This is a genomic window from Nocardiopsis sp. L17-MgMaSL7 (genome assembly GCF_003182025.1).
Classification (GTDB): Bacteria; Actinomycetota; Actinomycetes; order Streptosporangiales; family Streptosporangiaceae; genus Nocardiopsis; species Nocardiopsis prasina.
The window spans coordinates 33,827-57,451 of sequence record NZ_QGTF01000021.1; the positions used below are offsets into that span (position 1 = coordinate 33,827).

Sequence of the window (23,625 nt, forward strand, 5' to 3'; positions counted from 1 at the left end):
GGTGCGGTCGCGGTGCCGTTGCGCCGGTTGGTGCGCTCAGAGGGGGCACTGGCGGGGGGTGGGCGTCGAAGGCCCACCCCCCGCTCAACTCGCGCGGCGGGTGCGTCCGCCGACGGGCATCGGACGGACCAGGCCCAGGGCGACCACTTCGTTCGCCAACCGCGTGCGCCGGTTCTGCCCCTCCGGGATGCGGAACTTCTGGTAGAGCCGCAGCAGGTGCTGCTTGACGGCGGCCTCGGTGACCACCAGGGCCTCCGCTATGTCGCGGGCGGTGGCGGGGGCCACGAAGGCCTCCTCGGACAGGGCGGGCTGGCACAGGGCGGTCAGCACGTCCAGTTCGCGGCGGGTGAGTTCGGGGGCGGCGCCCCTGCGGAGTTCGATGTCGGGGCTGAGCTGTTCGCTGGGCAGGCCGCCGATCCGGCAGCGGGCGCTGCCGAAGCTCACCACGTCGCCCTCCCCCAGCACGCGGCGGGCGATGGGACGTCCGTTGACCCGTGTCCCGTTGCGGGACAGGCCGAGGTCGACGACGTAGACGTAGGGGCCGCGCCGGACCAGTTCGGCGTGGAGCTGGGACACGCTGGGGTCGGTCAGCCGGATGTCGGCGCCCTCGCCACGGCCGATCGTGGTGACCTCGTGGGGGAGGGGGCGGATGTCCCCGGTCTCCTCCAACCGAAGGTAGGGACCGTCCACGGTGACTCCTCCCGGGCTGCTGGGGCGCGGTCGGTGGGGGTGCGGCCTACGGTGGTGGAGGGGTGGCTGTCGGGGGGTGGCCGATCGGTCTACACGTCGAGTGGGCTTCATGGGGGTGGTCCTCGCTCACCGGTGCGCTCGTCTCCACCTGGGTTACCCGGCTGGTACGGGTTCTACGCGCTTACTTCGGAGTTAGGCGGATAAGGCGTGGAAATACGCCTCTGTGACCGAACCGGAAGCGGGAAACGGTCATCAGAGGACCCCGCAGGAGACCAGTCCGTTTCCGTGAGCCCTGGGGCTTCGGCTCTGGGGTTCACTAGAATGAACGCGGCCCCTCCAGGATGACGGCGCCCCTGTTCGTGCGGGGCGGCCGGAGCCGCCAGGAACACGAGCCACACTGGAATGCTGTTCGGTTCGGACAGCTCCTCCTCGACGTGTGGCCGGTCTGTGCCAGCCGACCGGGGAGGGGCCGTGGGTACGGGCCGCACGGCGGCCAAGCAACTCCGAGGCGAACGGGTCGGGACGCGGTGGACGACGCTGAGCAGACTGAGGTGGTCCGGTCGGACGGGGGGACCCCCGACGGCGGGTCCGGTGGGGCGGGCGGTGGCCGCCCCAAGGTGCCGTACTGGCTCTCCCAGGTGCCCTACGCCCTGGTCCTGTCCGCGCTGGCGGCCGGGATCGTCGTGGTGGCGGCCGCCTACTTCAAGCGCGGTCCGGCGATCATCGCGACGGCGCTGCTGCTCGCGGCGACCTTCCGGCTGCTGCTGCCCAAGGACTGGATCGGGCTGCTCGCGGTACGCCGGAGATGGGTCGATCTGCTCACTCTGGTGACGCTCGCGGTCCTTCTGATCGTGTTGGCCTGGGTGGCGCCGCAACTCTCCTCCTAGGCGTCGAATAAGCTTGATGTCGAGATACCGCGACACTGACAAGCGCCGCCTCCCGGGCAGCACGGACACCGGGCGGGATCAGGGATTGCCGCGCGCGCGGACACGGGACCGGCCACGAACCGGCCCCGGCTCTCCGCCGCACGAGGCGGTAGCGAGGACTGAAGGGACAGCCACACAGCCATGGCCAAGATCAAGGTCGAAAACCCCGTAGTCGAGCTCGACGGCGACGAGATGACCCGGATCATCTGGTCCTTCATCAAGGACCGCCTGATCCTGCCGTACCTCGACATCGACCTCAAGTACTACGACCTCGGTATCGAGGAGCGTGACCGCACCGACGACCAGATCACCATCGACGCGGCCCACGCCATCAAGAAGTACGGCGTCGGCGTCAAGTGCGCCACGATCACCCCCGACGAGGCCCGCGTCGAGGAGTTCGGCCTCAAGAAGATGTGGCGGTCGCCCAACGGCACCATCCGCAACATCCTCGGCGGCGTCGTCTTCCGCGAGCCCATCATCTGTGAGAACGTGCCGCGTCTGGTGCCGGGCTGGACCAAGCCCGTCATCATCGGCCGCCACGCCCACGGCGACCAGTACAAGGCCACCGACTTCAAGGTCCCCGGCCCCGGCACGGTCACCATGACCTACACCCCGGCCGACGGCAGCCAGCCGGTCGAGTTCGACGTCGCGAACTTCCCCGAGGAGGGCGGCGTCGCGATGGGCATGTACAACTACCGCAAGTCCATCGAGGACTTCGCGCGGGCCAGCCTCAACTACGGCCTGGACCGGAACTACCCGGTCTACATGTCCACCAAGAACACCATCCTCAAGGCCTACGACGGCATGTTCAAGGACGTGTTCGAGGAGATCTTCGAGACCGAGTTCAAGGACAAGTTCGCCGCCGCGGGCATCACCTACGAGCACCGTCTCATCGACGACATGGTCGCCGCCGCGCTCAAGTGGGAGGGCGGCTACGTCTGGGCCTGCAAGAACTATGACGGTGACGTCCAGTCCGACACCGTCGCGCAGGGCTACGGCTCGCTCGGCCTCATGACCTCGGTCCTGCGCACCGCCGACGGCAGCGCCGTCGAGGCCGAGGCCGCCCACGGCACCGTGACCCGTCACTTCCGCCAGCACCAGCAGGGCAAGCCCACCTCGACCAACCCGATCGCGTCCATCTTCGCGTGGACCCGCGGTCTGGAGCACCGGGGCAAGCTGGACAACACCCCGAAGGTCGTCGAGTTCGCGAACACCCTCGAGGACGTCGTCATCAAGACCGTCGAGGGCGGCCAGATGACGAAGGACCTGGCCCTGCTGGTCGGCTCCGAGCAGGAGTGGCTGACCACCGAGCAGTTCCTCGCCGCTCTGGACGAGAACCTGAGCAAGCGCCTCGCCTAGGTCCTGACTCGGCGCGACGGTCCTGAGCCGACCGGCGCGGTGAGACCTTGACCACGCCCGGGCGTCCCCGTGAGGGGGCGCCCGGGCTTCGTCGTCTCCGGGGGTCGCCGCGGCGGGTCGAGAAGCACGAAACGCGTTGTTCGCGGGGGTTCGGGGCGCGCGGAACGCAGAAGTTCCCCGGTGTGTTTCCCGTGTTCGGCCCACATCCGGACGTCGGTGGTGGGAGGATGACGGGGTAGGAGGGGGTCCTCCGGCGTCGGGTGCGACGTAGGACACGTGAGCGCGATTCGCCCCTTTCGAGAACTTTGACCTATTGTGGAGACACGCCGGTGAGAACCGGCAGGCCAGAGGGGGTTTTCGCCCCTCAGGCCACCACGAGCCGACGTGCCGGCCGTGCGCCCGCTGGGGGGTAGGCGCGCACAGTACGGAACGTCACGAAGAAGGGCCCGTCACTCCGGTGACGGGCCCTTCGCTCGTTCCAGGGGACCTCAGTCCTCCATGGCCTCCTCGGGGATCGCCTCCCCGGTACGCATGGCCTCGAACATCTGCTCGGACCGCACCTCGTCCCAGAGCACCACCGAGCCCACACCGTCCAGAGTGGGGGTGTCGCCCACCGGAACCGCCGTGGTCTGGGTGCCACCGCGCATCGCCAGCAGCATGCTCGCCAGGTGACGCAGCTTGTCGCCCTCGTCGACCATGAACGTGTCGGTGCCCGCCAGCACCAGCGGCACCGACTTGAACGGGTTGAAGAGCGTGGAGGGCGCGCTGGCCTCCTGGATCAGCGCGGAGAAGAACTCGCGCTGCCGCTGGATGCGGTCCAGGTCGGCGCGCGGTGTGGCGCGGGTGCGCACGTAGCCCAGCGCGGTGCCGCCGTCCATCTCCTGACAGCCCGCCTCGATGTCCAGGCCCGCCTTCGGGTCCGCCATCGGCTCCTCGGGGCACAGCTCCACGCCGCCGACCGCGTCGACCAGGTCCACGAAGCCGCCCATGCCGATCTCCACGTAGTGGTCGATCCGCACGCCTGAGGCCTGCTCGAAGCTCTGCACCAGCGGGGCCGGGCCGCCGCAGACCTCCTCGCCGTCCTCGCCGGTGCCGCACACGGAGTCCGCGAAGGCGGTGTTGATCTTGTTGTCCGCGTAGCCCGGAACGGCCATGGGGACGTAGGAGTCACGCGGCACGCTGACGATCGTCGGATCGCCGTCGCGCGGCATGTAGAGCACCATGATCGTGTCCGTGCGGCGCCCCTCGGCTCGCCCGGTGGCCAGGTCCCGGATCTGGTCGTCGTCCAGACCGTCCCGGCTGTCGGACCCGACGATCAGGTACGTGGTTCCGGGCTGTCGGTCCGGGCGGCCCTCGTAGTCCTGGAGGGCGTCCACCCGCTGCAACCGGGAGTCCGCCCAGAGGTAGAACGCCCCGGGGACCACCAGCAGCAGGACCAGGATCAGGATCACCGTGTTCCGCGCGGTCCTCTTGCGGCGCTCCCGCGCGCGGCGCTGGTGCCCGCGCCCGTCGTACTCGCGCCCGGCGCTGTGCGTCCGGCGCTTCCGGGGACGGTGCGGAGGGACCTGGTCGGCAGGGGGAAGCCGCCGGGTGTCGCCCACCACGCGCTGTTCGGACTCGCGGGGGCGGTACAGCCTCTCGAACTCGTCCGGCTTCTCAGGGTCGCCGCCGCGCCGGAACACGCCCGCGTCGTCGTGTCCACCGGTCGAGCCGGCCCCTTCCCCGTGCCGTCGGTCAGCCATCGATTCGCCTATCTGCTCCGCGCCATGTGCCGCTCGGGTGTGTCGTACGTCCCTTGTGATCGCTGACAGAGTAGTCGGGTTCGATCCGATCTCCTCCGGCGCCCGTGGCCCCCGCCAGGACCGCCCACGGTGCCGGGGCCGTCAGGTCCTGCGCCCGGCCCCCGCCGAGGGCAGCGCGGACCGGACGCGCGGAGGGGGCCAACCCCTCGCCCGGAACGCCTCCCGGACCTCCGCCTCCAGCCCGGCCACGCGCTCCTCGGCGACCAGCGCGAACGCGGTCCCCGCCCATCCGGACATCCGGGCGCCCCGGGCACCGGCCCTCGCGGCGGTCTCGACCGCCAGTTCCACGGCGGGCAGGGGCAGGTCGAACCGGCGCAGGGACAGGTGCGAGGCGGACAGGATCGGCCCGGTCTCCGCCGCGCGGCCCGCGCGCAGCAGACCGACCGCCGCGTTGAGCCGGTGCACCTCGGTGACGGCGTACTCCACCCGGTGGCGCAGCACGGGGTTCTGGAGCCGCCGCAGTGTCCCGGGCAGGTCCTGGACGGCCCGAAGCGGGCCTATGGACTCCTGGGCGCGGGCCAGTTCGGCGGCGCGCACCGGGCGCGGGTCCCGCCTCGGCAGCTGCCCGGTCTCCAGCACCACCAGGCGCAACCCGGCCCCGGCCAGGTCGAACGGGAGCACCGTGGTCCGGGCGCTGGCCAGGTTCGCGCGCACCGCGTGCCCCGCGCGCGCCGCCAGGATCACGCCCTCGTCCACGGTGGCGCCGGTGGGTCGGTCGGCCCCCGTGAGGTCGGCGAGCGCCAGTGACACCGCCGCGCCGACCGCCGCCGAGTGTCCCAAGGAGGCCTGTTCGGGTAGGTCTGAGCCGATCAGCACCCGTATGCCCCTGTCAGCGCCCAGAAGCCCGTTCTCGCGCGCGTCGGCCACGGAGCGGGCCACGGCCCGGGTGGAGGGGTGCCGACCGCTCAGGGGGGTGCTGGGGGTCGCAACGTGTGTGGAGCCCTCCGGGGCGGTGCCGATCGCGACCGTCACCCCCCAGGGCAATGCCACGAAGAGGGCGGCCCCGCCGCTGGCCGCAGTGTGCTCACCCATCAGGGCGAGCCGCCCCGGCGCGTGCCACAGACCCTCGGGCTCCGCCCCGAAGCGCCGCGCGTACTCCGCCCGCAGGACGTCGTCGCCCGGGCCCTCGGGCCAGTCCCCGACCGGTCCAGGAGTCCGCGCTCCCAACACCGCGCGCACCCGCGCCCCGGTGACCCCCACGTCCCGCCCCCGCTCTCTAGGTGATCCCCGGTCCCAAGTCTGCCCCCACCTCGGTACCGGAATGGCGTGGGGCTTTCCTCCCGAGAGGTCCGCAGGGCTAGGGTTACGGACCCGAAGAGTCCTGACACTCACCTCAGCCACGAGGTGAGAGCCGCCCGACCACCTCGGACACGGAGCCGACGGACACCCCTCAGCCCTGGGAGGAGGCCTGACCGACCACCGCAGCTACGGGGAGAGCCAATGGGGTGTCTCAGCCGTGGGGGATGCCCGCTTGCCCACCTCAGTCACGGTTGGAAGTCTGACCGACCACCTCAACCACGGGCGTGAGTCCCGCCCGTACATCCCAGCCGCAAGGGGGGTGCTTTGGTTCGGTGCCGGAGGGGGTTCTGGAGGTGGTGGAGGTGGGATTGCGAGGAACGAGCCATCACACCGCAGGCGCCGAAGGTTCCTCTGCAAAGGCGCTGAACACGCACCGAAGCGCCAGCGGAGGTGCAAGAAGACACAGAAGGGACCCCATGTCACCAGCGGCGGACCGTGCCAAGGACACGGCCCAGCGTTACCAGAACGCGGCGATGGACGGTTACTGGACGCTGAGACGCCGGTACCCGTCGGTCGACCACTTGGTGCGGGCCTACGGGCGCTACTCGGACCGCAACGGCACCCAGTTGGCCGGGGCGGTCACCTACTTCGCCTTCCTGTCCTTCTTCCCGTTGCTGGCGCTGGCCTTCGCCGTGGTGGGTTTCCTCGCCTCCCAGCAGGTGGAGCTCACCTCCTACCTTGAGCGGGCGCTGGACGAGGTGCTGCCCGGGCTGTCCGACCAGCTGCCCATGGAGCAGATCGCCAAGGCCCGGGTGGGTGCGAGTGTGATCGGTCTGCTGGGCCTGTTGTACGCGGGGCTGAACTCGGTGTCGGCGCTGCGGGAGGCTCTGCACACCATCTGGCTGAACAGCCTCCGGCAGGGCCCCAACTTCCTGGTGCGCAAGCTGGTCGACCTGCTGGTCATGATCGCGTTGGGCACGGCGCTGCTCTTCACGGTCGCCTTCACCAGTTTCATGCAGACCGCCACGGTGTGGATGCTCTCCCTGGTGGGGCTGGACGGGTCGCTGGTGGCCAACCTGTCCCTGCGGGCCCTGGCGCTGGTCATCGCGATCGGCGTGAACATGTGCCTGTTCGTGCTGGCCTTCGCCCTGTTGTCGGGGACGGGGCGGCCCACGGCCCAGATGTGGCGCGGAGCCCTGTTGGGCGCCGTGGGGTTCGAGATCCTCAAGAACGTCGCGACGCAGTTGCTGGCCGGGACGCTCGGCAATCCCGTGTACGCGTCCTTCGCCGTCCTGGTCGGTCTGCTGGTGTGGATCAACCTGGTGATGCGCGTGATCATGTTCAGCGCGGCCTGGACGGCCACCTGGCTGCCGATGCAGCCGCCCTACACCGGGTCCTTCCCGCTGCCTGAGGAGAACGGCATGGATTGGACGCGTCCGCGCCCGGTGCTGCGGCCGAGTCCGGAGGACCTGGCCGAGCGCCGACTCGCCCAGCGGCTGCTCGCCCTGGGGTTGTCGCTGGTCGTGGCGGCGTTCACGGCGGGTGTCGCGGCGGTGGCGTTGAGGGTACGGGGTGCCTCGCCACGGAAACGGAAAACGATCGGAAAGAAGTCGTTTTTTACTGTGGGTTGATTCCGTATGCGCGCGGTGTGAGACGGGTAGTCCTCCTCTGTCCCGGATGACCGGTTCTCCGGGACCAACGGTGCGTCGGTCACAAGGGCTGTCCCACACCAGGAGGTCAGATGGGAATCGCATTCAAATCGTCCGAGCGCGCGACACTCGGGGTCGAGTGGGAACTCCAACTCGTCGACCGGAACAGTCGCCATCTGCGGCAGGAGGCGGGGCAGCTCCTCGCCGAACTCCCGGACCTCAGTAGTGAGGCCGCGGTCCCCCCGCTGCGGCACGAACTGATGCAGTCACAGGTGGAGGTCGTCACGGGAATCTGCGAGACGGTCGAGGAGGCCAAGCGCGACCTCGGTCGCAACGTGGCGCGCATGCGGGAGGTGCTGGAACCCCGTGGTGCCACGCTGACGTGTTCCGGTACCCACCCGATCGACCACTGGCGGGACCAACAGCTGAGCCCCGGCAAGCGGTACGGGGAGCTGGTCGACCAGATGCAGTGGCTGGCCCGCAGGATCCTGACCTGCGGTGTGCACGTCCACGTGGGGGTGCGCGGCCAGGAGAAGGCCATTCCCATTGTGAACGCACTTGCGAAGTATCTCCCACATTTTCTGGCTTTGAGTGCTTCTAGCCCGTTTTGGGGTGGTCACGACACGGGGTTGGCCTCCGCGCGCTCGATTGTCTTCGGCGCGCTCCCCACCTCGGGGCCTCCGCCGAACCTCCCCGGGTGGCCCGCTTTCGAGGATTACCTCGAAACCCTTCTCAATGCGGGTACCATCGCCTCTATCAAGGAAGTCTGGTGGGACATCCGTCCGCACCCGGATTTCGGCACCATCGAGATCCGGATGTTCGACGGGATTCCCACCTTGCGCGAGGTGGGAATGGCCGCCGCTCTCTCCCAGTGTCTGGTGGAGCTGTTCGATCACCAGCTCGACCGCGGGTACAGCTTGCCCAGCCCGCCGTCCTGGGTGGTGAAGGACAACAAGTGGCGGGCCACCCGCTACGGACTCGACGCTCGTGTCATCACGGACGGACACGGAACCACGGTTCCGATCCGTGACGACCTCTACGAGCTGGTCCGCGAACTGGCGCCGGTCGCCGCCCGCCTGGGCTGCGCGGAGGACCTGGACCTGATCTCCGAGATCCTGGACAAGGGCGCCTCCTACGAGCGTCAGCGGGCGGTGGTCGCCGAAGGCGGTTCGCTCGAAGACGTCGTGGACCTGCTCTCCGCCGAGTTCGAGGGGGACACCGCCCGCGCGGCATTTGTCGGCGCGCGATAGAAGTAACGAAATGGGGACCCTCGCATGCAGGGACGTGACCTGCCGGAGCAGTTGACGGCTTTTCTGGCGCGCCATGAGCGGGAGCTCACGGGATTCCGCCAGGACCTGCACATGCACCCGGAGCTGGCCTTCGCCGAACACCGCACCACGGGCCGACTGGCCGAGCGCCTGCGGCAGGCGGGGCTCGCCCCCCGAACCCTGCCCCGGGGCACCGGCCTGATCTGTGACATCGGCGACGGCCCCGGCCCCATGGTCGCCCTTCGCGCCGACATCGACGCGCTTCCCCTCACCGACGAGAAGGACGTCCCCTACCGTTCCACGGTCCCCGGCGTAGCCCACGCCTGCGGACACGACGTGCACACCACGGTCCTGCTGGCCACGGGGATCTTCCTCGCCCAGCAGGACCGGGCGGGCGCGCTGCCCGGCCGCGTCCGCCTCCTCTTCCAGCCCGCCGAGGAGCTCCCCGGCGGCGCGGTCGAGGTCGTCAGGGCCGGTGGCATGGAGGGCGTGGACCGGGTCTTCGCCCTGCACTGCGACCCCCGCCAGATGGTCGGCAAGGTGGGACTGCGTACCGGTGGGATCACCGCCGCCTGCGACCAGATCATGGTGCGCCTGTCCGGGCCGGGTGGGCACACCGCGCGGCCGCACCTGACCTCCGACCTCGTCTACGCCCTCGGCAAGATCGTCACGGAGCTGCCCGCCGCGCTGTCCCGCCGGATCGACCCCCGGGCCGGGTTCAGCCTGGTGTGGGGCCGGATCAGCGCGGGTTCGGCGCCCAACGTCATCCCCGACGACGCCGTCGCCGAGGGCACCGTGCGCTGCCTTGAGGACGAGGCCTGGCACGCCGCCCCCGACATCCTCAAGGGCCTGGTGGAGTCGGTCGCCTCTGCCTACGGCGCCGACGCCGAGGTCACCTACCGCAGGGGTGTCCCGCCCACCATCAACGAGGCCCGCAGCGTGGAGATCATGCGCGAGGCCACCACCCTGGCCCTGGGCGCCGACGCGGTCACGCCGACCCCGCAGAGCCTGGGCGGGGAGGACTTCGCCTGGTACCTGGAGCACGCGCCGGGCGCGCTGGCACGTCTGGGCACCCACTCCCCGGACTGGAGCGGCGACATGCTGGACCTGCACCGGGGCACGTTCGACGCCGACGAGCGCGCGATCGGCGTCGGCACCCGCCTCATGGTGACGACGGCGCTCACCTCGCTGTGGGAGGACGCGCCCGAGGGCGCGCGCGTGGACACCCAGGCCCTGGCCTGACCGCCCTCCGGGCCACCGTCCCCCACGGGCGGCCCCCGACCGGCCCCACCGGTGCGACCGGGCGGCTTCTGCCGGATCGTCGGTAACTTCGTGTCGCCGTGTCGGGTGCCCGCACCGCCTGGTGGCATCCTGAATGGATGAACCAGCCACTCACAGTCGAACAGATCCGCCGGGCGCCCAAGGTGCTCCTGCACGACCACCTCGACGGCGGGTTGCGCCCGTCCACGGTGGTGGAGCTCGCGCAGGAGGCGGGCTACCGCGACCTGCCCACCTACGACCCGGCCGAGCTGGGGCGTTGGTTCCGCGACGCGTCGGACTCCGGGTCGCTGGAGCGCTACCTGGAGACCTTCGCCCACACCACCGCGGTCATGCAGAGCCGCGACGCCCTCGTGCGGGTGGCGGCCGAGGCCGCGGAGGACCTGGCCGCCGACGGCGTGGTCTACGCGGAGCAGCGCTACGCCCCCGAGCAGCACCTGGAGGGCGGGCTCACCCTGGAGGAGGTTGTCGAGGCCGTTCAGGAGGGGCTCGAACTGGGCGAGAAGCGCGCCGCCGACGCGGGGCGGAGCATCCGCACGGGGCAGCTGGTCACGGCCATGCGCCACGCGGCGCGCTCGTCGGAGATCGGCGAGCTGGCGGTCCGGTACCGCGACGCCGGCGTCAGCGGTTTCGACATCGCCGGCGCGGAGGCGGGCAACCCGCCCACCCGTCACCTGGACGCCTTCGAGTACCTGCGCCGGGAGAACTTCCACTTCACCATCCACGCGGGTGAGGCCTTCGGGCTGCCCTCCATCTGGGAGGCGCTCCAGTGGTGCGGCTGCGACCGGCTCGGGCACGGCGTGCGCATCATCGACGACATCACCACCAACGAGAACGGCGTGCCGGTGCTGGGGCGTCTGGCCCAGTACGTGCGGGACAAGCGCGTCCCGCTGGAGATGTGCCCCAGCTCCAACATCCAGACGGGGGCCGCCGAGTCCATCGCCGGGCACCCGATCGGCCTCCTGCGCGACCTGCGCTTCAGGGTCACGGTCAACACCGACAACCGCCTCCAGAGCGGGGTCACCCTGTCGGAGGAGTTCGCCAATCTGAGCGAGGCCTTCGGGTACGACTGGGACGACCTCCAGTGGTTCACCGTCAACGCCATGAAGTCGGCCTTCCTGCCGTTCGACGAGCGGCTGGCGCTGATCAACGGCACCATCAAGCCGGGATTCGCCCAGCTGAAGTGGGCGACGCACTGATGGCCGGATCCGCCGAGGGGGTCACCACGCACTACTCGACGTCCTCCCGGGTGATGGCGATCGTGTGGGTGGTGGTCGCGGTCCTGCTGCTGTTGGACCTGGTGGTGCGCGGTCAGGACCGCGCGGCCTGGATCGCCGGGGCCGTCCTGGTGCTCAGCGTCGCCATCGTCTACGCGGCGTGGCTGCGTCCCCGCGTGGTCTCCACCGAGCGCGGCATCCGGATGGTGAACCCGCTGCGCGAGACCTTCGTGCCGTGGGCGGCCGTGGTGTGGGTGGACGTGGTGGACGTCCTGCGGGTGCACACCCCGGAGCGGGTCTACCGGTCCTGGCCCCTGCGTGAGACCAAGCGGACCAAGGTGCGGGAGAACATGCGCCGTGAGTCCGGCTACCTGGATCACGACGACGACAGGGACCCGACCACGATGCGTCCGATGGACCTGGTCGCCCGTGAGCTGCGCCGTGACGCGGAGAGGCACCGTGCGCGTCCGCTGCGCGGCCCCATCAAGGAGATCGACGAGGCGGGCCCGGCCGCCCTGGGCGCCGAGGACCGCCCGCAGACGATGGTCCCGGTCGAGGTCATCGTCGTCCTCGCTGTGCCGCTGGTGCTCCTGGCGGCCGTGCTGCTGATCGCCTGACCAGCTGTTTCCTCGGATCCGACCCGGTCCCTCGCGAGGTGCGAGAGGCCGGGTCCGTCGTCTGCCGGGACCGCGAACGAACGGGCCGGCGGCCCGGCCCGGGCGCCGGACGGGCACACCGGACGCGGGGTTGACGCACCCCCCGGAGTTCTGGTTAGGTTAGGCATGCCTAAGGGAGAACGTTCCGGGTGGGCGGGCTTCGCGCGGATGGCCACCCACCCGGACCTTCTCCCAGGGCAACGCGCGCGGTTCAACTGAATATCGGGAAGAGAAGGTGCTGCCAGCGCCAGTCCAACGGGGTCTGCGGGGATCCCGGGCGCGGAGCGGCACCGGGGAAAGCACCGCCTTCGACCGGGCCCACGGTCGGTACCGTCCATCCCACGGCCTCGGGATGTACGCTCGCCACGCCGGTACCGGCACCGGGTCCGGTCGAAGGCGCCCCAGCCACTACCGAACGCGGCCCCAGGGCCGCCGACACCCAGCACGACGAAGCCCGGCCTCGGCCGGGCTTCGTGCTGTTCCCGCGGTCCCTCCTGAAGGAACCGACGCGCTGCTCAGGCCGCCGTGACCACCCGGTTGAGCAGTTCACCCAGCCGACGTGCCCGCTGGGTCACGACCTCCAGGGCGCGCTCCTGCTCGAACGGCTCCAGCACCGCCCCCAGCGCGTCGTTGCTGACGATCGACAGGCCCAGGACCTCGGCCCCCATCTCGACGGCCGCGATGGTCTCCAGGGCGATCGAGCGCCCCACCACGTCGGCCCCCGCCTGCCGCAGCACCTTCAGTTCGGTCGGTGTCTGGAGCTGCGGGCCCGTCGTCGCCACGTACACACCCTCCGCGAGGGTGACGTCCACGTCGTGGATGATCCCCCTCAGCCGCTCGCTGTACGCATGGCTCAGGTCGACGAAGTCGGGCCCGGCCAACGGCGAACTCGCGGTGAGGTTGATGTGGTCCCGCACGACCACCGGCTGTCCGGGCTGGAAGTCGGTGCGCAGGGAACCGGCGGAACCGGTCAGTACCGCGACCCGCGCGCCCGCGGCGATCCCCGTCCGCACGGCGTGCGTGGCCACCATCGGGCCGAAGCCCTCGTAGAGGTGGACGCGCCCCATGAACACGAGGACGCGTTTCTCGCCCACCCACATGCTGCGGACCTTGTCGCTGTGCCCCTCCGCGGTGGGCCGCACGAATCCGGGCAGTTCGCTCGCGTCGATCTCGATGTCGGCCGTGCCCAGCGTGTCCACCACGCCCGCCCAGCCGGAGCCGAGCACCATCAGGGCGTCGAAACTGTCGGCACCGGCCCGGGCCAACAGCTCCTTCGCCGCGGAGTCCGCCAGTTGCTTCGCCTCGCCCGTGGTTCGGGGCGGCTGCTCTGATTCGCTCACAAGTCGGATACTACCGCTCTGTAGTCAGTTGGACCCGGAGCGCAACGCAGAGTGTCCGAAGGGCGGAATGTACATGTCGCCTCGGGTGAACCCGGTACCCGATCCACGTGTCCTTCGTCGCATTCTCCGAGCTCGCGAGGGGGTCCGACGGGCCACTCCCCGACCCCGGCCGCCCGTTGACCGGGGGTGGCTGCGGTCATCGACACCCGGCATGGCCGACAATGGAGGTAAGCGAGACAACCAGGTGGTGCCCTGCCATGCCCGAACATCGCCCCGGACCGGGAACGGGTAGGCCGCACCACCCGCAGAGGGAGTGAAGCAGCGTGACGAAGGTCGTGATCATCGGTGGCGGGCCCGGGGGCTATGAGCCGGCGTTGGTCGCCGCGCAGTTGGGCGCGGACGTGACCGTGGTGGAACGCGACGGCATCGGCGGTTCCTGTGTCCTCACCGACTGCGTCCCCTCCAAGAGCCTGATCGCCACGTCCACCCGCACCACGTACGTGCGCGAGTCGGCCAGCCTGGGCATCCACATCCCGGCGGCCGAGGAGCACAAGGAGCCCGTCGAGGTCGACATCGACCAGATCAACGCGCGGATCAAGCGCCTGGCCCAGGCCCAGTCCGACGACACCCGCGCCCGCCTGGTCAAGGAGGGCGTGGAGGTGGTCATCGGGGAGGCCCGGCTGGTCGACCCGCACATCGTGGCCGTCGGCGACCGCCGCATCCGCGCGGACGTCGTCCTCATCGCCACCGGCGCCCACCCCCGCGAGCTGCCCACCGCCAAACCGGACGGCGAGCGCATCCTGACCTGGCGCCACATCTACGACCTGGAGGAGCTGCCGGAGAAGCTGATCGTCGTCGGCTCCGGTGTCACCGGCGCCGAGTTCGCCAGCGCCTACCAGGCCCTGGGCTCCGACGTCACCCTCGTGTCCTCGCGCGAACTGGTCATGCCCACGCAGGACTCCGACGCCGCCGAGGTGCTGGAGGAGGTCTTCATGCGACGCGGCATGACGGTCCTCAGCCAGACCCGCGCCGAGTCGGTCGTGCGCACCGAGGACGGCGTCCGGGTGACCCTCTCCGACGGCCGGACGGTGGACGGTAGCCACTGCCTGATGACCGTCGGCATGATCCCCAACACCGAGGGCCTGGGCCTGGAGGAGGCCGGGGTACGCCTCGGCAGGGGCGGGTTCGTCGAGGTCGACCGGGTCTCCCGCACCACCGTCCCGGGCGTGTACGCCGCCGGTGACTGCACCGGCGTGAACATGCTGGCGTCCGTGGCCGCCATGCAGGGGCGCATCGCCATGTGGCACGCGCTCGGCGAGGCGGTCTCCCCGCTCCAGCTGTCCACCGTCGCCTCCACCGTGTTCACCCACCCCGAGCTGGCCGCGGTCGGCGCCAGCGAGGACGACGTGCGCAGCGGTCGGATCGACGGCCGCACCGTCACCCTGCCGCTGAACACCAACCCGCGCGCCAAGATGAACCAGGTCAAGGACGGCTTCGTCAAGCTGATCTGCCGTCAGCACACCGGGATCGTCCTCGGCGGCGTCATCGTCGGCCCGCGCGCCAGCGAGCTCATCCTGGGCGTGTCCATCGCGGTGCAGCAGCGCCTGACCGTCGACGACATCGCGCACACCTTCTCGGTGTACCCGTCGCTGTCCGGCAGCGTCACCGAGGCCGCGCGTTCGCTCATGCTCGCCTCCCCGGAGTAGGCGCCCGGAAACGCCCCGGGAGTACGTCAGGGCCCGCCCGCCGTGTGGATCACGTGCAGGACACACGGCGGGCCCGGCTTCCTTACCCGTCCTTGACAACCCCGGGCATACCTTTTCGGGGTGATCTGTCCGAAGTGCCAAAGCCAGATGCGTACCTACGACCGTCAGGGCGTCCACATCGACCGGTGTGACGGCTGCCAGGGGATCTTCCTGGACCGCGGCGAGCTGGAGCGCGTGGTGTCCGCCGAACAGCGCCACTACGGCGCCGTCCCGCCCGACCCCCATTCGCCCCAGCCCTATCCGGGCCAGCACCCTGGCCAGCACCCGGGTCAGCGGCGCGCCTACCCCGACTCCCCGCGCGGCTACGGCGGCGGCTACGCCGACTCGCCGCCCGCCTACCGCGGCGGCTACAACGACTCCCCCCGCCCCTACCGGCGTCGCCGCAAGGGGTTCCTGGAACAGCTCTTCGACTAGCCGCAGAGGTAACGGCCGTGCACCCGCTGATTTGTACTCACTGCGGGGAGTGGGACGGGGAACCCGACACGGGAGCGGGGGAGCACCTGCTCCGCTGCTCCTCCTGCGGTCTGACCCGTCCCTTTCTTCGGCTGCCGCTCCTGTGCGTCACGGGGCCCAGCGGCACGGGCAAGTCCACCGTGGCCAGGGAACTCCTGGCACGCCTGGGGGAGGGGTTCGTCGTCCTCGAACAGGACCTCCTCTGGGTGGGGGGCCTGCGCGACCCGGCCGACGACCACCGCCTGTTCCGCTCCACCTGGCTGCGCACCGCCGCCATGGTCCAGCAGAGCGGGCGGCCCGTCGTGCTCTGCGGAACCGTGGTCCCGCCCGAGCTGGAGCACCTGCCCGAGCGCGCGCTCTTCTCGGGCGTCCACTACCTCGCGCTCACCTGTGAACCGCGTCCGCTCGCCGAGAGGCTGCGGGGGCGTCCGTCCTGGCGCGGCTGGGACGAGGCCAGGATCGCCGAGACACTGGACCACCAGGACTGGCTGACGGCCGAGGCCGAGGAGCTGCGGCCGCCCGTCACCCTGCTCGACACCACCGAGGCGACGCCGGTGGAGACCGCCGAAGCCGTTCAGCGCTGGGTGGAGGGCGTCCACCAGGACTCCGCCGCCCCCGCCGGGCGCCGGGAGTAGGACACGCGAAGGGCCCCGGGAGAGTTCACCTCTCCCGGGGCCCGTTCTCGCGTGTGCCGTCAGCGGCTAGAAGTCGAAGCCGCCGAAGTCCCCGAAGTCGCCGCCGCCGTCGAAGTCGCCTCCGCCGCCGTCGCCCATGTCCCCTCCGGCGTCCATCATGCCGCCGCCCATCATCGACCCCATCATGGAGCCCATCATCATGCCGGTGAACATGCCCATCATCATGTTCATGCCGAAGTAGCCGCCGGCGTAGGGCGAGTACGCGGGACCGGCGTCGTAGTACGGACGGCGCTCACCGTCCACCTCGACCATGCGCACGTCCGGCTGGCCGCCGGTGCGCACCGCCTGGGCGCAGACCGCGCACGCGGTGACCGACCGGGGGGACCCGCCGGGCGGGGCCCAGGTGACGTCCTCGCTGGACGGTCCGTGCTGCGGGTTGAAGAAGCAGGGGCCGCGCCGCGCCGGCACCGGCTCGCCGTTCATCCGGGCCCGGGTGGCGGACATGTAGTAGCGGCCGTCCTCCAGGGCGCTGGTCACCTGCTTGACCTGCTCGGGCTCCTGGATGGTGTCCAGTTGGGCCTTGGCCTGGTCGTAGGAGTCCATGGCCCGCGAGTAGTCGCTGCGGGTGGCCTCGTCCACCTGGGACAGGTCGATCTCCAGGCGGGCGACGTCCTCACCGAGGCGGACGACGTCCTCGGTGGCCATCTGCTTGATCTCCTGGAGCTGCTTGGCCTTCTCGGCCTCGCGCTTCTTGCGGGCGTTGTACACGTACCAGCCGCCCGCGGCGGCGACCAGCACCAGGACGGTGAGCAGCACCAGTCCCGAGCCGCCGCCCCCGGTCGGGGCCTCGTTGGCGGTCTCGGTGGTCTGGACGGCCTCGGGCACCGCCACGAGGGCGTCCGTCGGGTTGTTGCCGCCCTCCGAGAGCGCGACCTCCCTGATGGCGTCGGTGTCCTCCAGGTTGGGGGAGGTGACGTAGAGGTGCTCGCTCCCGCCCAGGACGCCGTAGGCGCCGTCGCCGACCTCGGCCATGACCGGCGCCAGCACGGCGTTCACCCCGGCCTCGGAGGTGGCGACCTCCCTCGGCAGGAGCACGTAGTAGACGGGGCTGTCCGCGTTCGCGACGGCCGCCTCCAGGGCGGCCTCGTCACCGCTCGGGAAGCCCTCGATCGACGGGTCGACGAAGACCCCGTCGTTCTCCAGCTCCGCGACGATGTCCTGCGTCTGCGGGGGTTCGGTCCCGGTGTCGGCGGCGGCCGAAGCCGCTCCCACCGTCACCATCGCCGCCGCGAGCCCGGCGGTCAGCACTGTGGGTGTTACCAAGCGGCGCAACATGTCGATCCTCTCGCCTCCCTCAACCACAGGACGAACAGGAGGCCCCCACAGTTCCCGAGGTCAGCCTCCGTGTCCGGTTTCTTGCCGTCAGGGGTGGCGGTGCGGAGGAACGACGAGGCCCGCCGAGCGGAACTCGGCGGGCCTCGTCGTGGTGCGGGGAGCGGTTAGCTCCGTGCGGCGGACTCCGCGAGATCGGAGTCCTGCTCCGAGGAGGCCCGGTCCTGCGGACCCTCGGCGGCGGCGCGTTCGGCCTCCGCGCGCTCGGCGGCGATCGCGTCACCGGTGACGGTGCCGGGCTGGTCCTCCGGGACGAAGCCGGTGATGCCGCGCGGGGCGTTGTAGCGGACCACGTCGAGGATGCCCTCGCGCTTGGCGACGATCGCGGGGATCAGCGCCTGACCGGCCACGTTGGTGGCGGTACGGCCCATGTCCAGGATCGGGTCGACGGCCAACAGCAGACCCACGCCCTCCAGGGGCAGACCCAGCGTGGACAAGGTCAGGGTCAGCATGACGGTGGCGCCGGTGGTGCCCGCGGTGGCGGCGGAACCGATCACCGAGACGAACACGATCAGCAGGTAGTCGGTCAGGCCGAGGCTCAGGCCGAAGAACTGGGCGACGAAGATCGCCGAGATCGCCGGGTAGATCGCGGCGCAGCCGTCCATCTTCGTGGTGGCGCCGAACGGCACAGCGAAGGCGGAGTAGTGGCGCGGCACGCCGAAGTTCTGCTCGGCGACGCGCTGGGTGACGGGCAGGGTGCCCAGCGAGGAGCGCGACACGAAGCCGAGCTGGACGGCGGGCCACACACCGGTGAAGTACTTGACCGGGGAGAGGCCGTTGAGGCGGGCGACCACCGGGTAGACGACGAACAGCACCAGGGCCAGGCCGAGGTAGATCGCGATCGTGAACTGGCCGAGCGCGCCGATGGTGGTCCAGCCGTAGCTGTAGACGGCGTTGCCCAGCAGACCCACGGTGCCGATCGGGGCGAGGCGGATGACCCACCACAGGGCCTTGAGCACGACCTCCAGCGTGGAGGAGGTGAACGCGATGAAGGGCTCGGCGGGCTTGCCGACCTTCACAGCGGCGATGCCCAGGACCACGGCGATCACGATCAGCTGGAGCACGTTGAACGACAGCGACGTGCTCAGCGAGCCGTCGTCGGCGGCGGAGGTGCTCGCGGCCAGGCCCAGGAAGTTGGCCGGGACGATGCTCTCGATGAAGGCCAGCCAGGAGCCGGTGGTGGAGGGCTCCGCGGCGGTGCCCGCGTCCACGGCGCTGTTCAGGCCGGGGCGCAGGGTCAGGCCGATCACGATCGCGATGGCCACGGAGACCAGCGCGGTGATGGCGAACCAGAGGAGGGTCTTCCAGGCCAGGCGCGCGGCGTTGGCGACGTTGCGCAGGTTGGCGATGGAGGAGATGACGGCCAGGACGATCAGCGGCGGCACGATCGTGCGCAGCAGCGCGACGAAGGTCGAACCGACGGTCTGGAGGGTGACGGCCAGCCAGTTGGGCTCACCGTCGCCGACGGGGCCGATCTGGAGGGCGACGACACCGAGGACGATGCCCAGCACCACACCGGCGAGGACCTGTGCGGCGAACGGGAAACGCGGCTTACGTCTGGGAACTGTGGTCTGCTCAGACACGGAAGGATGACTCCAGTAATGGGTGGCCGGGCGCTCGCGTTCGACGTCACGGGTCGGCGCGGCGGGCCGCGGGAGCTCGGCGCAGGGGATGGGTCGGGCATCACCGGGAAGGGTGACCTGGGAAGGGTGAGCGGCGCGCTGCCCGGCCGAGGGCGCGGGCGCGCGTGGACCTAGCTACACGCGTGGCTGCTGAAGCGGCACAGGTCGATGTGCCACCTTCGCGTCAGTCCCCAGATGTTCGTCACAGTCGAGAACAATAACCCGTATCACTTACCTTTTCCATACACAGTCGGACGTTCTTCCCGAAGGCGTGCACAGGAGCCCTTACTGTGCTGGATCTTCCCGTCTCCGGACGCGACGAGGATCACCCCGGGGACGGCGGAGGGGAGGCACCGACGCGGTGCCTCCCCTCCCGTGGCCCGGGGGCCGGAACGCCTACGCGTCCTTGATGTCGCAGACCACCGCGCCGTTGCCGACGGTCTCGCCGGGGGTGACCTTGAGGCCGGTCACGACCCCGGCTCGGTGGGCGGTGAGCGGCTGCTCCATCTTCATGGCCTCGATGACCACCACCGTCTCGCCCTCGGCCACCTGCTGGCCCTCCTGGGCCACCAGCTTGACCACGGTGCCCTGCATCGGCGAGACCAGGGAGTCCCCACCTGCCGCCGCAGCGGCGCCGCCCTTGCGGGCCGCGCGCTTCCTGCGCCCGCCGCCGTTCCCGGCCGCCGGGGCCGCCGCGGCGCCCAGCGACGCGGGCAGGACGACCTCGACGCGCCTGCCGCCGACCTCCACCGTCACGGTCTCCCGCTCGACCGGCTCGGCCGTGCCGGGCTCACCCGACCAGGGCGCGATGTGGTTGTCGAACTCGGACTCGATCCAGCGCGTGTACACCCCGAACGGCTGGTCGGGGTCGGCCGGGGCGAACGCCGGGTCCTCGACGACGGCCTGGTGGAAGGGGATCACCGTGGGCATCCCGCCCACGGTGAACTCGGCCAGGGCCCGTTTGGAGCGCTGGAGCGCCTCGGTGCGGGTGCGTCCGGTGACGATCAGCTTGGCGACCATCGAGTCGAAGGCCTGCGGGACGGTGAACCCGGTCTCACAGCCGGTGTCCACCCGCACCCCGGGCCCGCCGGGCAGGTTCAGGGCGGTGATGGTGCCGGGGGCGGGCATGAAGCCCCGGCCCGGGTCCTCGGCGTTGATCCGGAACTCGAAGGAGTGGCCGCGGATCTCGGGGTCGCCGTAGCCCAGCTCCTCGCCGTCCGCGACGCGGAACATCTCGCGGACCAGGTCGATGCCGGTGACCTCCTCGGTGACCGGGTGTTCGACCTGTAGGCGGGTGTTGACCTCCAGGAACGAGATGGTGCCGTCCACCCCGACGAGGAACTCGCAGGTGCCCGCGCCGACGTAGCCCGCCTCCTTGAGGATGGCCTTGGAGGCGCTGTACAGGCGCTCCGTCTGGTCGGGGGACAGGAACGGCGCGGGTGCCTCCTCGACCAGCTTCTGGTGGCGGCGCTGGAGGGAGCAGTCACGTGTGGAGACCACCACGACGTTGCCGTGGGTGTCGGCCAGGCACTGGGTCTCGACGTGGCGCGGCTTGTCCAGGTAGCGCTCCACGAAGCACTCGCCGCGACCGAACGCGGTCACCGCCTCGCGCACCGCCGACTCGTAGGCGTCGGCGACCTCGTCCAGCGTGTACGCCACCTTCAGGCCGCGGCCGCCGCCGCCGAAGGCGGCCTTGATCGCGATCGGCAGCCCGTGCTCGGAGGCGAAGGCCACGACCTCCTCGGCGGACTCCACCGGGTCGGGTGTGCCCGCGACCAGGGGGGCGCCGACCTTCTGCGCGATGTGTCGGGCCTGGACCTTGTCGCCCAGGGCGGTGATCGCGGACGGGGGTGGGCCGATCCAGGTCAGCCCGGCGTCGATGACGGCCTGGGCGAAGTCGGCGTTCTCGGCCAGGAACCCGTAGCCGGGGTGGACGGCGTCCGCGCCGGAGGAGGCGGCGATCGCCAGGAGCTTGCCGATGTCCAGGTAGGAGTCGGCCGGGGTGGAGCCGCCCAGGCTGTGCGCCTCGTCGGAGACCTTGACGTGCAGGGCGTCCAGGTCGGGTTCGGCGTAGACCGCGACGCTGGCGATCCCGGCGTCGCGGCAGGCGCGGGCGATGCGCACGGCGATCTCGCCTCGGTTGGCGATCAGAACTTTACGCACGGTGGAAATCCTCCAGCTGGAGCACGGAGCGGGTCACACGCCGACCGCTCGACGAAGGGTCTGGGTAACGGGGGAGCACGTCAGGGTCACCTGGTACTCAGGCGCCAGGCGCCGGGGCCGGGGCGCGGCGGGACGCGCATGTGGTGCGCGCGGTCCCGCCAGCCCGAGGCGGGCCGCTCTGGCTCGGGCGCCTCGGAGCCCGCGCGGGCCGCCGCGGCGCGGGCGGTGAGCACGGCGGTGAGGACGGCGAGCTCCTCCTCGGTGGGCTCACCCCGGACCACGACCAGGTGCGGGGACGCCTTCTCCTGGGCGCTCACAGCGGGATGTTCCCGTGCTTCTTGGGCGGCAGCTGTTTGCGCTTGTTGCGCAGCGCCTTCAGCGCCTTGGCCACTTGGACGCGGGTCTCGGAGGGCAGGATGACCCCGTCCACGTAGCCGCGTTCAGCCGCTGAGTACGGGTTGAGCAGGGTGTCCTCGTACTCGCCCACCAAGCGGGCGCGCTCGGACTCGACGTCGTCGGCGGCGGCCAGGGTGCGCCGGTGCAGGATGTTGACCGCCCCCTGCGCGCCCATGACGGCGATCTGCGCGGTGGGCCAGGCCAGGTTGACGTCGGCGCCCAGGTGCTTGGACCCCATCACGTCGTAGGCTCCGCCGAAGGCCTTGCGGGTGATCACGGTGATCAGCGGCACGGTGGCCTCGGCGTAGGCGTACAGGAGCTTGGCTCCCCGGCGGATGATGCCGTCCCACTCCTGGTCGGTGCCGGGCAGGAAGCCGGGCACGTCCACGAAGGTGAGGACCGGGACGTTGAACGCGTCGCAGGTGCGCACGAACCGGGCGGCCTTCTCGGAGGCGTCGATGTCCAGGCAGCCCGCGAAGCTCATGGGCTGGTTGGCGACGATGCCCACGGAACGGCCGTCGACCCGACCGAAGCCCACCACGATGTTCGTGGCGAACTGGGCGTGCACCTCGAGGAAGTCGCCGTCGTCCAGGACCGACTCGATGACCTGCTTGATGTCGTACGGCTGGTTGGCCGAGTCCGGGACGAAGGTGTCCAGGGCCAGGTCGGTGTCAGTGGTCTCGTCGCCGGGATCGTCCTCGGGAGCCAGCCGCGGGGTCTCCTCCAGGTTGTTGTCGGGCAGGTGCGACAGCAGCGACTTCACGTAGTCGATGGCGTCCTGCTCGTCGGAGCCCCGGTAGTGGGCCACCCCCGACTTGCTGGAGTGCGTGGTGGCGCCGCCGAGCTCCTCCATGGAGACGTCCTCGCCGGTGACGGTCTTGATGACGTCGGGACCGGTGATGAACATCTGGGAGGTCTCGTCGACCATCACCACGAAGTCGGTGAGGGCGGGGGAGTAGACGTGTCCGCCCGCCGTGGCGCCCATGATCAGGGAGATCTGCGGGACGACCCCGGACGCGTGTGTGTTGCGCTTGAAGATCTCCGCGTACAGGCCGAGCGCGACCACGCCCTCCTGGATGCGCGCTCCGCCGCCCTCGTTGATGCCCACGACGGGGCACCCGTTGGTGAGGGCGTGGTCGAGGACCTTGCAGATCTTCTCGCCGTAGACCTCGCCCAGCGACCCGCCGAAGACGGTGACGTCCTGGCTGAAGACCGCGACGGGGCGACCGTCGACGGTTCCGTGGCCGGTCACCACACCGTCCCCGTAGGGGCGGTTGGCGTCGAGGCCGAAGTTGGTCGAGCGGTGCCGGGCCAGTGCGTCGAACTCGACGAAGGAGCCCGGATCGACCAGCGCGTCGATCCGCTCGCGTGCGGTCATCTTGCCTTTGGCGTGCTGCTTCTCGACAGCCCGCTCGGAGCCGGCGTGCACGGCTTCGTACCTGCGTCGTCGCAGGTCGGCGAGCTTGCCCGCAGTCGTGTGGATGTCGATCTCAGCCGCGGACAGCGGTTCAGGGGCTTCGGTGGCCATAACAGCCCAGGTTAGCTCCGGGGGTCGGGTTCGCCTTCACGCGGCCCGGGTTACTCGTCAGTAGGTGAAGCCTCCCGGTGTCCGAGTGTCGAGGTATCACCCCTGGGGCTCGCGATGTGTAAAGGGGGCAAGGGAAAAGTGAGTAATTGTGAATTACGCCCGTTTCCGGAACACCGGTTAACGCCTGAGCAAAACCGCGAAAAACAGCCCCCGCGCACATACCGCCAGGCGCGATCTCTGTAGGGT

At 70.5% G+C, this 23,625-nt stretch carries 19 protein-coding genes; 10 read left to right on the forward strand and 9 right to left on the reverse strand.

The window, feature by feature from the left end; genetic code table 11:
• Positions 1 to 84 precede the first annotated feature (84 nt).
• Entirely contained in the window at positions 85 to 690 is a 606-nt protein-coding gene (locus BDW27_RS25210; protein ID WP_110052093.1) for an FHA domain-containing protein, read from the reverse strand.
• A gap of 527 nt (positions 691 to 1,217) precedes the next feature.
• Between BDW27_RS25210 and BDW27_RS25215 the strand changes: the two genes are divergently transcribed.
• Together BDW27_RS25215 and BDW27_RS25220 are read left to right on the forward strand one after the other, a co-directional pair.
• Positions 1,218 to 1,577 (forward strand): DUF3017 domain-containing protein, encoded by a 360-nt coding sequence (locus BDW27_RS25215; RefSeq protein ID WP_017542227.1) that lies wholly within the window; start codon positions 1,218 to 1,220, stop codon positions 1,575 to 1,577.
• Between the two features lie 180 nt (positions 1,578 to 1,757).
• Complete coding sequence (locus BDW27_RS25220) at positions 1,758 to 2,975, forward strand: NADP-dependent isocitrate dehydrogenase (protein WP_110052095.1); 1,218 nt, start codon at positions 1,758 to 1,760, stop codon at positions 2,973 to 2,975.
• A 488-nt stretch (positions 2,976 to 3,463) separates the two neighbouring features.
• On the opposite strand, the gene BDW27_RS25225 is transcribed toward BDW27_RS25220, so the two are convergent.
• Together BDW27_RS25225 and BDW27_RS25230 are read right to left on the reverse strand one after the other, a co-directional pair.
• Positions 3,464 to 4,717: an LCP family protein gene (locus tag BDW27_RS25225; RefSeq protein WP_017542225.1), complete on the reverse strand. Its 1,254-nt coding sequence runs from the start codon at positions 4,715 to 4,717 to the stop codon at positions 3,464 to 3,466.
• A 141-nt stretch (positions 4,718 to 4,858) separates the two neighbouring features.
• Positions 4,859 to 5,977, reverse strand: coding sequence for a galactokinase family protein (locus BDW27_RS25230; protein WP_110052096.1), 1,119 nt, complete (start codon positions 5,975 to 5,977; stop codon positions 4,859 to 4,861).
• A gap of 515 nt (positions 5,978 to 6,492) precedes the next feature.
• Here BDW27_RS25230 and BDW27_RS25235 point away from each other — a divergent pair.
• The 5 genes from BDW27_RS25235 to BDW27_RS25255 all read left to right on the forward strand — a co-directional run bounded on the left by BDW27_RS25235 (position 6,493) and on the right by BDW27_RS25255 (position 12,045).
• Positions 6,493 to 7,647: a YihY/virulence factor BrkB family protein gene (locus BDW27_RS25235; protein ID WP_110052098.1), complete on the forward strand. Its 1,155-nt coding sequence runs from the start codon at positions 6,493 to 6,495 to the stop codon at positions 7,645 to 7,647.
• A 110-nt stretch (positions 7,648 to 7,757) separates the two neighbouring features.
• Positions 7,758 to 8,915 (forward strand): glutamate--cysteine ligase, encoded by a 1,158-nt coding sequence (locus tag BDW27_RS25240; protein WP_017542223.1) that lies wholly within the window; start codon positions 7,758 to 7,760, stop codon positions 8,913 to 8,915.
• 24 nt (positions 8,916 to 8,939) lie between these two features.
• Positions 8,940 to 10,175, forward strand: a complete 1,236-nt coding sequence (locus BDW27_RS25245; protein ID WP_017542222.1) for an amidohydrolase — start codon at positions 8,940 to 8,942, stop codon at positions 10,173 to 10,175.
• Positions 10,176 to 10,312: 137 nt separating this feature from the next.
• Positions 10,313 to 11,410 (forward strand): adenosine deaminase, encoded by a 1,098-nt coding sequence (locus BDW27_RS25250; protein WP_110052100.1) that lies wholly within the window; start codon positions 10,313 to 10,315, stop codon positions 11,408 to 11,410.
• A complete protein-coding gene (locus tag BDW27_RS25255) occupies positions 11,395 to 12,045 on the forward strand; it encodes a PH domain-containing protein (RefSeq protein WP_017542220.1) in 651 nt (216 codons plus the stop codon). The genes BDW27_RS25250 and BDW27_RS25255 overlap by 16 nt, the downstream gene beginning before the upstream one ends.
• Positions 12,046 to 12,599: 554 nt before the next feature.
• Here BDW27_RS25255 and BDW27_RS25260 read toward each other — a convergent pair.
• Complete coding sequence (locus tag BDW27_RS25260) at positions 12,600 to 13,424, reverse strand: purine-nucleoside phosphorylase (protein WP_026128844.1); 825 nt, start codon at positions 13,422 to 13,424, stop codon at positions 12,600 to 12,602.
• Positions 13,425 to 13,747: 323 nt separating this feature from the next.
• On the opposite strand from BDW27_RS25260, the gene BDW27_RS25265 reads away from it, so the two are divergent.
• From BDW27_RS25265 to BDW27_RS25275, 3 genes are all read left to right on the forward strand, one after another.
• Positions 13,748 to 15,130, forward strand: a complete 1,383-nt coding sequence (locus tag BDW27_RS25265) for an NAD(P)H-quinone dehydrogenase (RefSeq protein WP_110052101.1) — start codon at positions 13,748 to 13,750, stop codon at positions 15,128 to 15,130.
• Positions 15,131 to 15,250: 120 nt separating this feature from the next.
• Positions 15,251 to 15,604 (forward strand): zf-TFIIB domain-containing protein, encoded by a 354-nt coding sequence (locus tag BDW27_RS25270; RefSeq protein WP_110052103.1) that lies wholly within the window; start codon positions 15,251 to 15,253, stop codon positions 15,602 to 15,604.
• Positions 15,605 to 15,621: 17 nt separating this feature from the next.
• Positions 15,622 to 16,278 (forward strand): AAA family ATPase, encoded by a 657-nt coding sequence (locus BDW27_RS25275; protein ID WP_110052104.1) that lies wholly within the window; start codon positions 15,622 to 15,624, stop codon positions 16,276 to 16,278.
• 66 nt (positions 16,279 to 16,344) lie between these two features.
• Here BDW27_RS25275 and BDW27_RS25280 read toward each other — a convergent pair whose 3' ends face one another.
• The 5 genes from BDW27_RS25280 to BDW27_RS25300 all read right to left on the reverse strand — a co-directional run bounded on the left by BDW27_RS25280 (position 16,345) and on the right by BDW27_RS25300 (position 23,379).
• Entirely contained in the window at positions 16,345 to 17,586 is a 1,242-nt protein-coding gene (locus BDW27_RS25280; RefSeq protein ID WP_017542214.1) for a hypothetical protein, read from the reverse strand.
• Positions 17,587 to 17,777: 191 nt separating this feature from the next.
• Positions 17,778 to 19,253 (reverse strand): dicarboxylate/amino acid:cation symporter, encoded by a 1,476-nt coding sequence (locus tag BDW27_RS25285; protein WP_110052106.1) that lies wholly within the window; start codon positions 19,251 to 19,253, stop codon positions 17,778 to 17,780.
• Positions 19,254 to 19,688: 435 nt separating this feature from the next.
• A complete protein-coding gene (locus BDW27_RS25290) occupies positions 19,689 to 21,455 on the reverse strand; it encodes a biotin carboxylase N-terminal domain-containing protein (protein ID WP_110052107.1) in 1,767 nt (588 codons plus the stop codon).
• An 86-nt stretch (positions 21,456 to 21,541) separates the two neighbouring features.
• A complete protein-coding gene (locus BDW27_RS25295; RefSeq protein WP_017542211.1) occupies positions 21,542 to 21,772 on the reverse strand; it encodes an acyl-CoA carboxylase subunit epsilon in 231 nt (76 codons plus the stop codon).
• Complete coding sequence (locus tag BDW27_RS25300) at positions 21,769 to 23,379, reverse strand: acyl-CoA carboxylase subunit beta (RefSeq protein ID WP_110052109.1); 1,611 nt, start codon at positions 23,377 to 23,379, stop codon at positions 21,769 to 21,771. Before BDW27_RS25300 ends, BDW27_RS25295 begins: the two co-directional genes overlap by 4 nt.
• Positions 23,380 to 23,625 lie beyond the last annotated feature (246 nt).